General features: G+C 31.3%; 12 protein-coding genes. 8 read left to right on the forward strand and 4 right to left on the reverse strand.

Going from position 1 to position 15,631, the window contains the following annotated elements:
- Positions 1–61 precede the first annotated feature (61 nt).
- Positions 62–1,825 (reverse strand): ferrous iron transport protein B, encoded by a 1,764-nt coding sequence (gene feoB / locus AC0N0V_RS09400; RefSeq protein WP_474463707.1) that lies wholly within the window; start codon positions 1,823–1,825, stop codon positions 62–64.
- A gap of 373 nt (positions 1,826–2,198) precedes the next feature.
- Between feoB and AC0N0V_RS09405 the strand changes: the two genes are divergently transcribed.
- The gene (locus AC0N0V_RS09405; RefSeq protein WP_474463708.1) at positions 2,199–3,629 is read left to right on the forward strand and encodes an MFS transporter; all 1,431 of its coding nucleotides are present in this window, start codon (positions 2,199–2,201) and stop codon (positions 3,627–3,629) included.
- Positions 3,630–3,871: 242 nt separating this feature from the next.
- On the opposite strand, the gene modB is transcribed toward AC0N0V_RS09405, so the two are convergent.
- A complete protein-coding gene (gene modB / locus AC0N0V_RS09410) occupies positions 3,872–4,528 on the reverse strand; it encodes a molybdate ABC transporter permease subunit (protein ID WP_474463709.1) in 657 nt (218 codons plus the stop codon).
- Between the two features lie 12 nt (positions 4,529–4,540).
- On the reverse strand, positions 4,541–5,371 hold the full coding sequence (locus AC0N0V_RS09415; protein WP_474463710.1) for a methyl-accepting chemotaxis protein: 831 nt from the start codon (positions 5,369–5,371) through the stop codon (positions 4,541–4,543).
- A gap of 1,089 nt (positions 5,372–6,460) precedes the next feature.
- On the opposite strand from AC0N0V_RS09415, the gene AC0N0V_RS09420 reads away from it, so the two are divergent.
- Together AC0N0V_RS09420 and AC0N0V_RS09425 are read left to right on the forward strand one after the other, a co-directional pair.
- On the forward strand, positions 6,461–8,770 hold the full coding sequence (locus tag AC0N0V_RS09420) for an ABC transporter substrate binding protein (protein ID WP_474463711.1): 2,310 nt from the start codon (positions 6,461–6,463) through the stop codon (positions 8,768–8,770).
- Between the two features lie 146 nt (positions 8,771–8,916).
- On the forward strand, positions 8,917–9,837 hold the full coding sequence (locus AC0N0V_RS09425) for a bifunctional helix-turn-helix transcriptional regulator/GNAT family N-acetyltransferase (RefSeq protein WP_474463712.1): 921 nt from the start codon (positions 8,917–8,919) through the stop codon (positions 9,835–9,837).
- Between the two features lie 67 nt (positions 9,838–9,904).
- Here AC0N0V_RS09425 and AC0N0V_RS09430 read toward each other — a convergent pair whose 3' ends face one another.
- Entirely contained in the window at positions 9,905–10,585 is a 681-nt protein-coding gene (locus tag AC0N0V_RS09430; protein ID WP_474463713.1) for a Crp/Fnr family transcriptional regulator, read from the reverse strand.
- 136 nt (positions 10,586–10,721) lie between these two features.
- On the opposite strand from AC0N0V_RS09430, the gene AC0N0V_RS09435 reads away from it, so the two are divergent.
- The 5 genes from AC0N0V_RS09435 to arsB all read left to right on the forward strand — a co-directional run bounded on the left by AC0N0V_RS09435 (position 10,722) and on the right by arsB (position 15,498).
- Positions 10,722–11,534 (forward strand): ATP-binding protein, encoded by an 813-nt coding sequence (locus AC0N0V_RS09435; RefSeq protein ID WP_474463714.1) that lies wholly within the window; start codon positions 10,722–10,724, stop codon positions 11,532–11,534.
- 301 nt (positions 11,535–11,835) lie between these two features.
- Positions 11,836–12,159 carry an ArsR/SmtB family transcription factor gene (locus AC0N0V_RS09440; protein ID WP_474463715.1) on the forward strand — a complete coding sequence of 108 codons (324 nt, stop codon included), beginning with the start codon at positions 11,836–11,838 and terminating at the stop codon, positions 12,157–12,159.
- 19 nt (positions 12,160–12,178) lie between these two features.
- Positions 12,179–12,577 (forward strand): arsenite efflux transporter metallochaperone ArsD, encoded by a 399-nt coding sequence (arsD, locus tag AC0N0V_RS09445; protein ID WP_474463716.1) that lies wholly within the window; start codon positions 12,179–12,181, stop codon positions 12,575–12,577.
- Between the two features lie 20 nt (positions 12,578–12,597).
- Positions 12,598–14,343 carry an arsenical pump-driving ATPase gene (gene arsA / locus AC0N0V_RS09450; RefSeq protein WP_474463717.1) on the forward strand — a complete coding sequence of 582 codons (1,746 nt, stop codon included), beginning with the start codon at positions 12,598–12,600 and terminating at the stop codon, positions 14,341–14,343.
- A gap of 90 nt (positions 14,344–14,433) precedes the next feature.
- Positions 14,434–15,498 (forward strand): ACR3 family arsenite efflux transporter, encoded by a 1,065-nt coding sequence (gene arsB, locus AC0N0V_RS09455; protein ID WP_474463718.1) that lies wholly within the window; start codon positions 14,434–14,436, stop codon positions 15,496–15,498.
- The last annotated feature ends 133 nt before the right edge of the window (positions 15,499–15,631 follow it).

Genomic DNA, 15,631 nt, shown 5'->3' on the forward strand with positions numbered 1-15,631 from the left:
AGAGAGGGTTTTTGGTGTTAGGTTGTCCATATGATTTTTAAACTTGATTGCCTAATTAGAGTTAATAAAAATACTTTATTCCAATATTATAAAACAAAAATGAAACTATCCAAGCCGTAGTAAACTGATAAAAAATAGAGATTAGAGTCATTTTTGTACCAAATTCTTTTTTCATGGTTATAACAGTTGAAGCACAAGGAGTATACAAAAGAATAAATATTAAAAAACTCAGTGCTGATATTGGACTAAAATGATTCAAGATAGTTACTGAAAGATTACCGCCATATAAAACACCTAAAGTTCCTGCAATAACTTCTTTTCCCATTAAACCTGTCAAAAGAGAAACTGAGTTTTGCCAATTTCCAAAACCAAGTGGAATAAAAATAGATGATATTAGTTTACCAACAAAAGCTAGGAAGCTATTATTAATATTTACCATGCCACTTAAATTAAAGTTAGATAATATCCAAGTTAAAATTGACATAGAAAAAATTATAGTACCAATTTTCTTTAAGAAACCCTTACCTTTTTCCCATGTATGAAGTAAAAGCAATTTTAAATCTGGCAATATATACTCTGGTAGCTCATCAATGTAAGGCTCGTAATCTTTTTCTTTAACTACTAGCTTGAAAATTAAGCTGAAGAAAAAGGCGAGAAGTACACCAGTTAGGTACATTAGAGCTAGAATAATAATCTCTTTACCTCTAAAAAATATTGTTGCAAAAAGCATGTACACTGGAAGCTTTGCATTACAAGACATTAGTGGTATCAAAAGAGCAGTAATATTTCGCTCTCTTTCGTCTTCAATGTTTTTAGCTGCCATAAGTGCTGGGACTGAACATCCAAAGCCTATTATCATAGGTATAAAGGACTTTCCAGATACTCCTCCCATATTCATAATTCTGTCCATTAGGAAGGCTGCTCTATTCATATATCCACTATCTTCTAAAAATGATAGCAAAGCAAAAAGCGTTAGTATAACAGGAAGAAATACAAGCACTGAGCTGATTCCTGATAATATTCCATCTATTAAGAGGGATCTAAACCAAGTACTTTGAGTGTAAAGAAGTTTATCTAAAAATGGTATTGTATAATCAAATAATGCACTTCTTAAAACATCTGACAAAGGAGTACCTACCCATGAAAATACTATCTTAAAGACAAAATATATAATTGTTAGAAAAATAGGATAAGCTAAATATTTATTTAAGATAATTCTATCAATTTTTTCTGTTACATTATTGAAGATGTCTTCTTCTACAGAAACGCAAGTGTCCATTATTTTGTCAATAAATGAATATATATCTTTCTCTTTAGAAAGATTTTGTTCTAATAGTTCAGGGAAATCATAGTTGTTAGCTCTAATGTAGCTATGTATAACACTAATTTCGGCATTATTAAGATTGTCTACTTTTATAATTTTAATTCCAATTTCTTTAGAAAGTTTATCAGTGTCAACATATATTCCATTCTTCTCTGCTTTATGAGTCATGTTAAGAATCATAAGAAGAGGTATATTTAATTTTGTTAGTTGTAATGTTAAATATAAATTCCTTTCCAAATTAGAAGCATTAACAATATTGATTACCAAATCAACCTTATTTTCTTTTATATAGCTATTAAATAGCTCTTCTGTTTTTGAAGCAGTATTTATAGAATATATTCCTGGGAAAGCTACTATTTTAATTTCATTATCTATGAAACCTTCTTGTTTATCAAGCTTTGAAGCACCTTCATCATCAAAGTTTTTTTGTATCTCCGCAATTTTATTGAAAAAAGTTTCTTGACCTACATTAGGGTTACCAATTAAAGCGCAAACAGTCATGATCTTCTCCTTGTACACAAATATATTACATTAAGTTGATAATATTTCTCATTGTTATTATATCAGCAAATTAGTAATGAATGAAGTGAAATTTAGGTTAAACTAGGTTTTTGTAGAGTTTAATGGATATCCTAGAGAATTATAGTTAAAACTAAAGCAAGAAATTAAAAACGATATATTTCATCTCATTTTTCGACTATTTTATAAAACAAGTAGTGTGCTGATTATTTACTAATTTGCTATAATGAAGTGAAAATTATATTTTTGGAGTTTTTTAGTAGTTATCTCGTAACTAAATGAAATGATTTAGTATTTACTAAGTTTCAAACGGGAGTGTAGTAATATTTTTAAGTGAAGGAGGAACTAATTAAACATGAGTCATGAAGTATATAAAAATAGATGGCGAATTCTTACAGTGGTCTTACTTGGGCCTTTCGTGGCAACTTTGGATAGCAGTATAGTGAATGTGGCACTTCCAGATATGGCACAAAGATTAAATGTAGGGATAAATACAATTCAGTGGGTTGTAACTAGTTACTTAATTGTTATATCTGCTTTGGTTTTGATTTTTGGTAAAATTGCGGATATAGTTGGTAAAACAAAGGTTTTTCAATACGGATTTATAGTATTTTCTGCAGGATCTCTTTTATGCGGAATATCAAAAAATGTTAATTTTCTGATATTTTCTAGAATTATTCAGGCGATAGGCGCGGCTATGCTTATGTCCTCAAACCAAGGAATTATAGCATCAACCTTTCCTGCAAATGAAAGAGGAAGAGCACTTGGGCTTTCAGGTACAACTGTAGCAATTGGTACTATGCTTGGTCCACCACTCGGAGGAATTATGGTTGAGGTATTTAATTGGGAATCCATATTTTTAATTAATGTACCTATAGGAATAATAGCATTTTTTTTAGGAATGAAAATGCTTCCAAAAGAAAATAAGAAGGAGAATGTTGAAGGTTTTGATGTTAAAGGTTCCATGTTATTTATGATTTTTGTGGTTACCTTGTTTTGGGCTATGTTAAGTGGTGAAAAGTTAGGATGGCAAAATAAGTATATAGTAATAAGCTTTTTAATAGCAGCAGTATGTTTTGTTACCTTCTATTTTGTCGAGGTAAAAGAAGATAATCCTATGCTTGATTTTTCTATGTTTGAAAATAAGCTCTTTAATGTAAGTATATTTTGTGCCTTTGTTTCCTTCGTAGTATTATTTTGCAACAACATAATACAGCCTTTTTATCTTCAATATGTACTTAGAATATCTCCTGCAAGAGCAGGTATAGTAATGATGGTATTTCCTATAGTTGCAGGAACTACTGCACCTATAAGTGGATATATTTCTGACAGGCTTGGAAGCGAACTTCTTACTTTCTTCGGACTTTTAGCTACGACTATAGGACTTGTCTTAATAGGATTCTTAAATGCCAATTCTACATATTTTGATATTGCAATTAGAATTGCTGTATTAGGTTTTGGAAATGGTCTATTCCAATCACCTAATAATGCTATCGTTATGTCCCTTGTTCCCCGTAGTAAACTTGGAATAACAGGAAGCATTAATGCTTTGGTAAGAAATACTGGTATGGTATTTGGGATAGCTTTTTCTGTAGCGCTGCTATACAATAGGATGAGTTATGAGATAGGTCATAAGGTTGTAAACTTCGTACCGGGAAGACCAGATGTATTTATTCATGCTATGAAATTTGTATATTTATCCGCAGCTTCAATATGCGTTATAGGGATGACGCTTACTGTTTTAAGAATAATGGAAAGAAGAAAAAAACAACTTGTGCTTCACTAGTGAAACAATCTAGTAAGTTAGAATATAGTAAAAGGAAAGTGCAACTTAACCTTAGGATAGTGACCTGTTTGAATAGTAGGCTTTTAAGTTCATTTAACTTCTCTAGTATTAACAGTGCAACTTGTGAATACTAGAGAAGTATGAGTACTAAGGTGGTTATGTGTATGAGTTAATTCAGTTAAAAATCAGGTGTGATATTACCTTCATCTGATTTTTAATTGAATTAACATAATAAATATTTATTAGTTTCTCTTTTTTAGCCATATGTTTAGCCCATATATTATGGTAAAACTAAAGCATAAAACAGTACCAAAAAGTATGTTTGCAGTTCTAGTGTCGCCTCCTTCTACGGCAAAATATATAGCAAGTGGAATTGTTTGAGTCTTTCCCGGTATATTTCCAGCAACCATTAAAGTTGCACCAAACTCTCCAAGTGCTCTAGCAAAGGAGAGTACTAAACCACTTATGATTCCTGTTAATGCTAGCGGCAAAGTTATCCTAAAGAACACTTTTGTTTCACTTGCACCAAGTGTTCTTGCAGCATTCTCATAAGATTTATCAACACTTAAAAAAGCACTTTTACAACTTTGATACATTAGCGGTAGAGATACTATAAAAGAAGCAATGCAAGCTGCCCATAGTGTAAATATTAAGTTTATATGTAAAGTTTCGTATAAAAATTTTCCTATAATACCTCTTTTTCCAAGCAAAATGAGAAGTCCATATCCTGTTACAGAAGGTGGAAGCACCATAGGTATTGTGATAAGAGTTTCCAGGATATCCTTTCCTTTAAAGTCATATTTAGTGAATATTCTTGCTAAAGCTACTCCAACTATAAGTGTAAAAACTGTAGAAATTAAAGATACCTTTAAAGATATAAGTATTGAATTTAAAATCATAACTAGTCTATATTACTCTGTCAGCTCTTTTAATTTTATAGCCATAGAGCTAAGATTGTTAATGGCTGCATCCATTTGTTGAATTTGAGATAGCTGATTTTTAAAAGTATCTGTAGTTGAAATTATGCTTTCAGAGATATTGTTAACTGATTTTTCAATTTTTGTCAATGTATTATTTATTTCACTAATTGAATGACTACTTGAGTTGGATAGTTTTCTGATTTCTTTTGCTACTACAGAAAAACCTTTTCCATGGTCTCCAGCTCTAGAAGCTTCTATTGCTGCATTTAATCCTAAAAGATTAGTTTGGGAAGCAATATTCTTTATGAAATTTAGTACTTCATCCGTATTTTTTGCGTTTACCGCTGCTTCTTCCACTTCGGATAATATGGCATCGTTAGAGTATACAGCGGATTCTATTCCAGATGAAACCAAGCTTGAGGCCTTAGAGATGTCATTTAAGGATTCAGACAAAATACTTGATAAGTTTAGTATTTCATGATGTCGTTTCATACTTTTAACAAGAACAATACTGCCAATTATTGCTCCCATATCATCCTTTACTGGAATTCCTGTAGCCTTAATTTCTACTCCAAAAACCTCTTTTGGAACTATTAGAGATAAAGTTTTTTTAGCTTTAATACATTCATAAGCAGCACCGCCAGGTCTTAACGAATCACCGGCTTGGGCATTCAAATTTATATTTTTGCTATTAATTACTTTAATAAAATGTTCTGTTGTCGATATAGTAAATGCTACCTCGTCTTCAAAAAAACTCTGCATATAAGGTATCATTTCATTAAAAGCATTCTGTAACTTATTTTCGATATTAAATTCCTTCATGATTATTCCTCCCCTTAGAAAGCTAAATAACGACCCAAAAATTGTTTATGATTATATAATACCACAATATATTATAAAGTTAAGAGTCGATAGTTAATAATTAATGCTTGGTAGCAATTTTTCTATTAAAATTAAAGAGTCTCTTGTCGAATCAAAGCTAAAATTATATAGCAATAACTGACTGTAAATAGGAAGTACTTTGCATATTTACTATGCATTGTAACCAATTTGTTGTTTTTGAATATACTACTTATATAAAACAGAAGAGAAAGCTTAAAGTTATAACTTAAGTTTAGATTTGCATTAGGATTAAAAATTGAGGTGCTTAAGAATATGAGGAGGGATCTTTATGTCATGTAGAAGAAGAGGAAGAGAAGATTGGTGGATTATTATACTAATAATAATTCTTCTTGGCTTTAATAGAAGATAGTTAAATGTAGGGAAACGAATTTTTCGTTTCCCTTTATACATTAATGATACTAGTATTTCTAGTTAAGGGTTTAAAGGTGTTTTTCAAAACCACATAAAGTGAATTTAGTTTTAAAATTAGAAAGGTAAGTTGTAAAATTTAAATAAAAACATCTTATAATGTAGTAACAGTTTTTAGATTTCCTAATATAATACTAGTATAAACAAAAGATTTAATGATTGAAGATAATGGGTTACTATAAGATTATAAGGAGGGGTCTATATGTCACATAAACATTGCTGCAGACATGATGGATTTATCGGAGGTTTTGGCGGAGGAAACTGTAGCTGGATAATAATATTAATAATTTTGTTATGTTGCTGTAATAATAGAAGATAGTATTTGGCGATGAGGAATCAAAAATGAAACTATATTAAATGATATAAATTTACATCATTTAATATGACTGATAACTATACTAGAATAATAAGTAATGAGGAAGCGATGATTCGCTTCCTTTTTCTATGCCATGATTGGATGTTTGTTTAAGCATTGTATTAAGACACTATTCTTATTATTATAAAAATTAAATTAAATTCAAGGTGATAAAAAATGCAAAATAGTGTAAAATTATAGTGAATAAGCTTTTTAACTTAATTAAATCGGGGGAGTTTTCATAGATGATAAAAAACAATAAAGTTTTGGTGTTTTTAGTATTTGCATTGTTAGCTATTTACTTATTCCCTAACAAAGCTAGTGCAGTTAGAAATGAGAAAAAGCATGTGCTTATTTTAAACTCCTATAACCAGGGATATGAGTGGACAGACTCTATAATGAAGGGGATAGGAGAATCTATAAAATACGACAAAGAGAAGCTCTTTATGGATGTAGAATACATGGATACCAAGAGAAAATGGAATAAAGAGTACTTTGAGAAACTATATGAGTTTTATAAGTATAAGTACAGTGATAGAAAATTTGATGTTATTATTTGTAGTGACAATGATGCTTTAAATTTTATGACTAAATATGGAGATGAGCTTTTTCCAAATACGCCTGTGGTATTTTGCGGAATAAACTATTTTAATCAGGATGTGATAAAAGGACATAAACAATACACAGGAGTAGTAGAAAATGTAGATTTTAAGAAGACTATTGATATAGCTATAGAGTTGAATCCCAAAATTAAGAAGGTAGTTGCACTTACAGATAGAACTACAAGTGGAATATTAAAAAACGAAGAATTAAATAAATTATCATCTAAATATAATGATTTGCAGTTTCAATCTTACGACTGTGGAGACATTAAACATATAAAAGATGTACTTGCATCGCTTGATAAGGAAAGTATGGTAATACTCATGGGAACTATAGAGGAGAATTACGGAAAGTACATGCCTGCAAAAGAGTTTGCTGATGTTGTTGTGCAAAATTCTCCAGTTCCAGTGTACACTATGTGGGACTTTCATTTGAATTCAGGTGTACTTGGTGGGGTGATTAATACTGGGTACTATCAAGGTGAAAAAGCAGGAAAATTATCAGAACTGATTCTAAAGGGACAAAATGTTAAAAATTTGCCTGTAATTATGGATAGCGGTAATAAATATATGTTTGACTATAGTGCAATGAAAAAATTTAATATAGAACCATCAGACTTACCTAGAGGTAGTATCGTTGTAAATGAACCAACATCAAAATATGATATTCCCAAAATATATATTTTGTATGCGCTTTTGGTTTTGATGATAATTTCGGTTATATTTAATTACTTACTAGCTTTTAACATAACTGAACGTAAAAAATCCGAAGAATTACTTAAGGAAAGTGAAGAGCAATATAGAAAACTTTTTGAACTATCACCTAATTCTATTCTAGTTAATAATAAAGGAATTATACAACTAGCTAATAAATCTTCGTTAAAGCTATTCGGTGTCGAAGACTATGGTCAATTAGTTGGAAAATCTTTAAGTGATTTTATGCAGCACGATATGGATACTAAAAGCAAGCTTCACATTCTAGAAAAATATAATAAGGGATATTTGCTAAAAGAAGGAAGGATACTTCGTAAAGATGGAACCGTTGCTGACGTCGAAATATCAACAACATCTTTTCATTATAAAGGGGAAGATATGGTTCTTACAGTGGAAAGAGACATTACTGACAGTAAAAGACTTTTGGAAACCTTAGAATATGACAAAATAAAAACAGAGTTTTTTTCTAATATATCGCATGAACTTAGGACACCTTTAAATGTAATTTTGAGCGCTATACAACTATGGGAGTTATATGAGAAGAACGATGAAAATGGTCAAATTGACAAAAAAGGTTACAAATATATAAATACAATGAAACAGAACTGTTATAGACTACTTAGGCTAATTGGAAATCTAATTGATGTTACGAAGGTGGATTCAAATTATATGAGTCCCCATTTTCAAAACTACAATATTGTAAGTTTAGTTGAGAATATAACTTTATCCGTTGCTGATTATATAGAAAATAAATATATAAATTTAGTGTTCGATACTGATTCTGAAGAAAAGATTATAGCTTGTGATTTAGATAAAATAGAGAGAATTATACTAAATCTCCTTTCTAATGCTGTTAAATTCACAAATGCTGGAGATAGTATTTTCGTAAACATCTATGATAAGAAAGATAAGGTTTTAATTGTTGTAAAGGATACAGGGGTAGGAATTCCTAAAGATAAGCTCGAAATAATCTTCGATAGATTTAAACAGGTAGATAAGTCCCTTTCTAGAAACAGAGAGGGTAGTGGCATAGGTTTATCTCTTGTAAAAGCTTTTGTGGAAATGCATGGTGGGAAAGTTATGGTTAAAAGTGAATATGGAAGGGGAAGTGAATTTATCGTAGAACTTCCAGTATGTAGAACTGCAGAAGATGAGTGTGCTGTAACATATGAAGGAGATAACAAGAAGAATTATTTGGGAAGGGTAAATATTGAGTTTTCTGATATCTATGAGGAATAGAAAGAGTTTTATGGAAAAGTTACTTCTTAAAAGCTATGGACAAAGCTGATTATATCAATAATACATAAATCTAGTTGACAAAGTCAATTAAAATTGTATATTATTAACATAAGATTTAGTTCCAAAAAATGGATTGGGGTGATTTTATGGATAAACAGAAGGATATTATTGTCTCAGAAGTAAGAAGTTTTAGTCGTTTCTATACGAACATAATAGGTTTATTAAATCAAAGTATACTGGATAGCCCATATTCTCTTACAGAGGTTCGAATTCTTCTTGAAATAGACAAGACTAAAGATTGTACAGCAAATGTTTTAATTGATAGGTTAGGAATTGATAGAGGTTATATGAGCAGAATTTTAAATCGTTTTGAATCTAGTGAGTTGATTATAAAGGAGAATTCTTCAAATGATGGTCGTGTTTTTTTCTTATGTTTGACAGTAAAGGGTAAGCAAATTTTATCAGTTCTCGAGGAAAGATCTAATAAACAGATTAAAAACTTAATAGAGAACTTAACAGAAAGTGAAAGTGAAAAATTGGTAGATTCTTTGAGATATATTAAATTTGCGTTGTCGCCAGATCTAAATGCAATTAAAATTCGAAAATATGATGTAAAAGATATTAAATACATCATAAGTAGACATAGAGAGTTGTATAAAGTTGAGTATAAATTTACCTCAGAGTTTGCAGATTATGTCGAAAAGTATGTAAATAAATTCAATGAGAATCATGATGAAGCTAAAGAAAATATATGGATTGCAGAGTTAAACGGTTCACCAATAGGAGTTATAGCAATTGTAAAAGTTGACAACTCTACTGCTCAACTTCGATGGTTTCTTATTGAACCAGAAATGAGAGGAAAAGGGTTGGGGCATAAACTTATAAAAATAGCAATAGATTTTTGTAAAGATAAAAACTATAAACATATTCTATTATGGACTGTTGATATAGTGGAAGCAGCTCGACATCTTTATGGAATATATGGATTTAATTTAACCGAGTCAGTAGATAATAATAGTTGGACCGATTGTTTGATTAAAGAGGAACGTTGGGATTTATATCTGTAATTTAATTTTATTAAAAGCGACACATCTTGACATTAGTATATATAATGCGTCGCTTTTTTATTGATTTTTAGCTAGAAAGGATATCCTCTATTAAGTCTACATCTAAAATAGTAATTTGATTTTTCTCAAAATCAATAATTCCCTCATCCTTCATACTAATTAACTCTCTAGATAAAGATGGTCTTGGAATACCTAGCTGCTCTGCCATCTCTTTTTTTGTTATTTTTAATGAAATAGTTTGGCTGCCTTGAACCTTATATTCATCTAAAATATAAGAAGCAACTTTTTGTCTAATTGTTTGATATGATATATTTCTTAACTTCTTGTTTAGCATAAGGATTTTATTAGATAAGAGAGTCATAAAGTTACTTAAAAATTCAGGGCTTACGCTACTTAATTTTAATATATTTTCCTTAGATATAAACATAAGTTTACAATTTTCAGAAGCAATAATTGTAGCAGGATAGGTGCTTTTATTGGAAAATATTATAACCTCACCAAAAATATTTCCTGCTTGTAGCTTAGACATGGTAATTGTTTTACCTGAAGCGTAGATTCTTTGCACTTCCACACTGCCTTTAATAACTATCCCTATACTTGAGCAGTGAGACCCTTCCAATGCTATAACTTCATTTTTACTGAAAGTATTTATTGTATAATTTATATTTTTTAATGTATCTTCTATATTTTTTTCTGCAAATCCTCTCATTAATATGCATTGTTTAAGTGTATTGATAATCTCGGTCATAAAATTACCTCCAAATTTTTTACTTATTCAAGGTACTTAGTTAAGTGGAAATTTTGTCTTGTTGTAACATATGTTACTGCACTTATAAATTTATTCTATTATAATGTAGACAACAAGACAAGGGGAGGAAATAATTATGATAAGAAAAATTGTGGATATAGATAAAGAGAAATGTAATGGATGTGGATTGTGCGTACACGCTTGCCATGAAGGTGCAATTGAACTGATAGACGGTAAAGCAATTCTTATAAGTGATGAATATTGCGATGGCTTAGGTGATTGTTTGCCAGAATGTCCTACTGGTGCTATAGAAATTGTTGAAAGAGAAAGTGTAGCTTATAATGAAGAATTAGTTATGAAGAGAATGGCAGAGAAGAAGCAGGCTACAGAAGACAATACTTTACCTTGTGGATGCCCTGGAACAGTAGCTAAGAAAATCGAAAGAAAACAAGTAGTTGAAGAGCCTACACTAGCTTGTGGCTGTCCTGGAACAGCTGCTAAAAAGATAGAGAAAAAGCCTTTAAAAGTAATGTCTGCAATGCAGCCAAGAAAGAAAGCGGTATCAGATACAGGGGTTTTACAATCTGAGTTAAATCAATGGCCTGTTCAATTAAAACTAATAAATACTCAAGCACCTTATCTTAAAGGAGCAAATTTATTAGTTGCTGCTGACTGCACGGCCTACGCCTTTGCGGATTTCCATAGAGAATTCATAAAGGATCGTATTACAGTTATAGGATGTCCTAAACTTGATGATGTGAAATTCTATGAAGAAAAACTTGCAGAGATTATTAGAATAAACAATTTAAAAAGTGTAACTGTTGTGAGAATGGAAGTACCTTGCTGTGCAGGCATTGTAAATGCTGTAAAGAATGCAATGCTTAGTGCACAAGTAATTGTTCCTTATAGGGAAATAACTATAACAACTGATGGAAGTATGATGGAATAGTAATATCAGAATAGATCGGTTTAATTTAAAAAGCTCCGATTTTTTGGCGAAAAGCTGTGAAAAAAATGAAATTAATTTATAGGATTAGCTTTAATTTAGAAAAAGGTCAGTTTGTTCTGGCCTTTTTTTCGTTTAATAAAGGACGATAGGAACATTTTATATTTAAGCACATAAAATGATTTACATAGAGAGTAATATATATTAATGTTAATTTTATATTAATAAGTCTAATATACATTGACAGTATATAGATAAAGGTATATATTGTATATAGATGAATATCTATATAAGGAGTGATTAAGTGAGCTTAAACTATGATGATAATGTAAAAGTTATAAAAGCACTTGCAGATACTAATAGATTAAAAATAATTGATATTTTATCTTGTGGTGAGAAATGTGCGTGTGATATTCTAGAACATTTTGAGTTCACTCAACCTACACTTTCACATCATATGAAGGTGCTGATGGAGTGTGGACTAGTTGACTGTAGAAAAGAGGGATTATGGAGCTACTACTCCTTAAATACTTCTAATTGTAATAAATTAATGTTATTTTTTATGAATCTTGTGACTGATACAGATGATTGCATCTGTAAAAATAAATCTAAATGTGAGTGTAAATAAAAATAAGGAGATGGGTACTATGAAAAAAATGATTATTTTTGATCCAGCAATGTGTTGTTCAACAGGAGTGTGTGGTCCAGTTGTTAACCCGGAATTATTAAGAGTGTCTACTGTGCTAAATAGTCTAAAGAACAAAGGCGTTATCGTTGAAAGATTTAACCTAACAAGTAATCCTCAAGCTTTTATAGACAATAAGGTAATTAATGAACTACTTAATACTGAAGGCGTAGATATCCTACCAGTAGTTATTGTAGATGGTGAGATTGCTAAAACTAAAGCATATCCAACTAATGAAGAATTTTGTACTATGTTAGATGTTCCTGAAAGTTATCTTAAAGCTACAATTAAGATAAAGAAGATGAGTGATATAAGGAAAGAAAAATCAAAGGATTGTGGTTGTGAAGGTGGTTGCTGCTAATAAGGAGAGGAGAAATACTTATGACTAAGAAATTTAATCCAAACGAAATACAGTTAACTAAATATTTGTTTTTTACCGGAAAAGGTGGTGTTGGCAAAACCTCAACAGCCTGTGCTACTGCAATGACTTTAGCAGACCAAGGGAAAAGAATAATGTTAGTGAGTACAGATCCAGCTTCAAATCTACAGGATGTTTTTAATACCGAATTAAATAACAAAGGGGTTCAAATAAAGGATGTGCCAAATCTTGTAGTTGCAAACTTTGATCCAGAAATGGCAGCTAATGAGTATAAGGAAAGTGTAGTTGGTCCTTTTAGAGGGAAACTCCCGGATGTAGTCATTAAAAATATGGAAGAACAGCTTTCAGGATCATGTACTGTTGAAATAGCTGCTTTCAATGAGTTTTCAAATTTCATTACTGATGATAAAGTTCAAGAGGATTTCGACTATGTGATATTTGATACAGCTCCAACAGGACATACACTAAGAATGCTGCAGTTACCTTCCGCATGGAGCGATTTTATAAGTGAGAGCACTCATGGAGCGTCTTGTCTTGGCCAGCTAGCTGGACTTGAAAGTAAAAAGGAAGTCTATAAGAATGCTGTAAGAACCTTAGCAGATAAGAATATGACAACTCTTATTTTAGTTTCTAGACCTGAAAGTTCACCACTTAAGGAAGCTGAGAGAGCCTCTAAGGAGCTGCAGCATATTGGACTGAATAACCAAATTCTTGTTATTAATGGTGTGTTACAAAATCATAACGATGAGTTATCTACTGCTTTATATAAAAAACAACAGAAGGCACTCGAAGAAATGCCACAGTATTTAAAAAACTTGGAGAACTTTGAAATACCATTAAGACCATATAATGTAACTGGTCTTGAAAATGTAAGAGCATTTTTGAAGGAAGAAAATGTAAAGTATAGCCAAGAAAAGTTAAATATTAGCGAAATACCTAAGTTAAAAACAGTAATTGAGGATTTATACAATAGCGATAAGAAAGTGATTTTCACAATGGGTAAAGGCGGAGTAGGAAAAACTACTATAGCTGCCACTATTGCACTAGGTCTAGCAAAAAAAGGCAAGAAAGTTCATCTAACAACTACTGATCCAGCGGCGCATCTAAAGTTTGTTTTGGATGAAGATTCCAGTATAACTTTAAGTCATATTGATGAAAAAGAAGAATTAGCAAAATATCAAGAAGAAGTATTAAGCAAGGCGCGAGAAACAATGGGTGAGGAAGATTTAGCTTATATAGAAGAAGATTTAAGATCACCATGTACCCAAGAGATTGCTGTATTTAGAGCTTTTGCCGAGATAGTTGAGAGATCAGAGAATGAAGTTGTTGTTATTGATACTGCGCCTACGGGACATACTTTATTACTTTTAGATTCAACTCAAAGCTACAATAAAGAAATACAACGTACTCAAGGAGATATACCAGAATCAGTTAAGAATTTGCTACCTAAACTAAGAAATGAAAAGCATACAGACGTTGTTATTGTAACTCTTGCAGAAACAACGCCAGTTTATGAAGCATTGAGGCTGCAGGAAGATTTAAATAGAGCAGGCATCCACAGTAAATGGTGGATAATTAATTCTAGTATGTATATTACTAATACAACTAATGAGATATTAAAAGCTAAGGCTAGTAATGAAATCCAGTGGATAAATAGGGTGGACGAAATATCTAAGGGTAATTTTGTTGTTATTGAATGGAAGTCTGAAGAACTAAAAGGCGAAAGATTGATAGAACTAATTAACTAAAGAATAAGTTCACTACAAAATTGAATTGAAAAATCTTTTGTGGTGGGCTTTTTATGTATTTATATTTTATAAAAAGTTAGGGGGATTACTATGAGTAGACAATCGTCAAGGTTATCATGGCTTGACCGTTACTTGACATTATGGATTTTTATTGCCATGGGCTTGGGAATATTTTTAGGGTGGGCAGTACCTAGTTTATCTGAAGCATTATCAAAGTTATCTATTGGTACTACATCTATTCCTATTGCTATAGGTCTTATTGTAATGATGTATCCACCACTAGCTAAGGTGAATTATAAACAGATAGGAAAGGTATTTAGAAATCCTAAAGTTTTAACTTTATCCTTAGTACAAAACTGGGTTATTGGACCGGTGCTCATGTTTGCTCTTGCAGTTTTATTCTTGAGAAACTATCCTCATTTTATGGTAGGACTTATACTTATTGGATTAGCAAGATGTATTGCTATGGTAATTGTTTGGAATAGCCTTGCCGATGGAGATAGTGAGTATGCAGCAGCACTTGTTGCTTTTAACTCCATATTCCAAGTTGTATTCTTTTCATTATTTGCATATTTATTTATCACAGTATTTCCAAAGCTCATAGGACTAGAAGGCATGGCTGTGCATATTTCTATGACAGAAGTAGCATCATCAGTGGCTGTTTATCTTGGAATACCATTTATTGGTGGTATGCTTACAAGATTGATATTAGAGCCTAAGATGGGAACTGAGTGGTATACTAAAAAGTTTATACCTAAGATTAGTCCATTGGCATTAATTGCTTTGCTATTCACTATTGTTATTATGTTCATGTTTAAAGGTAAGTATATAATTGAACTTCCTATGGATGTTGTGAGAATAGCAGTACCTCTAGTTATATACTTTATAATAATGTTCTCTGTTTCTTTCCTTATAAGCTATAAGTCAGGAATAGATTATCACAGAACGGTAACTCTTGCCTTCACAGCAGCCAGTAATAATTTTGAACTTGCCATTGCCGTTGCTGTTGCAGTATTTGGAATCGAGTCAAAGGAGGCATTTACTGCTGTTATAGGTCCACTTATTGAAGTACCCGTAATGATAGCACTTGTTAATGTGGCGTTAAGATGGGGTAGAAAGTACTTTAACTACAGGAAAAACGTAGAAGGGGAATAATTAGAGTGGATTTATAAAGGCCAGTAAATAACTCGGCCTCTTTAAGAATTTTATAGCATCAGTTGGTAATGGAGAGAAATATCTATAGGAACGAATAAGAGGCTGAGATAAAAGGATTAAAATTCTTTTGTCT

Source organism: Clostridium sp. CS1-1 (genome assembly GCF_056135525.1).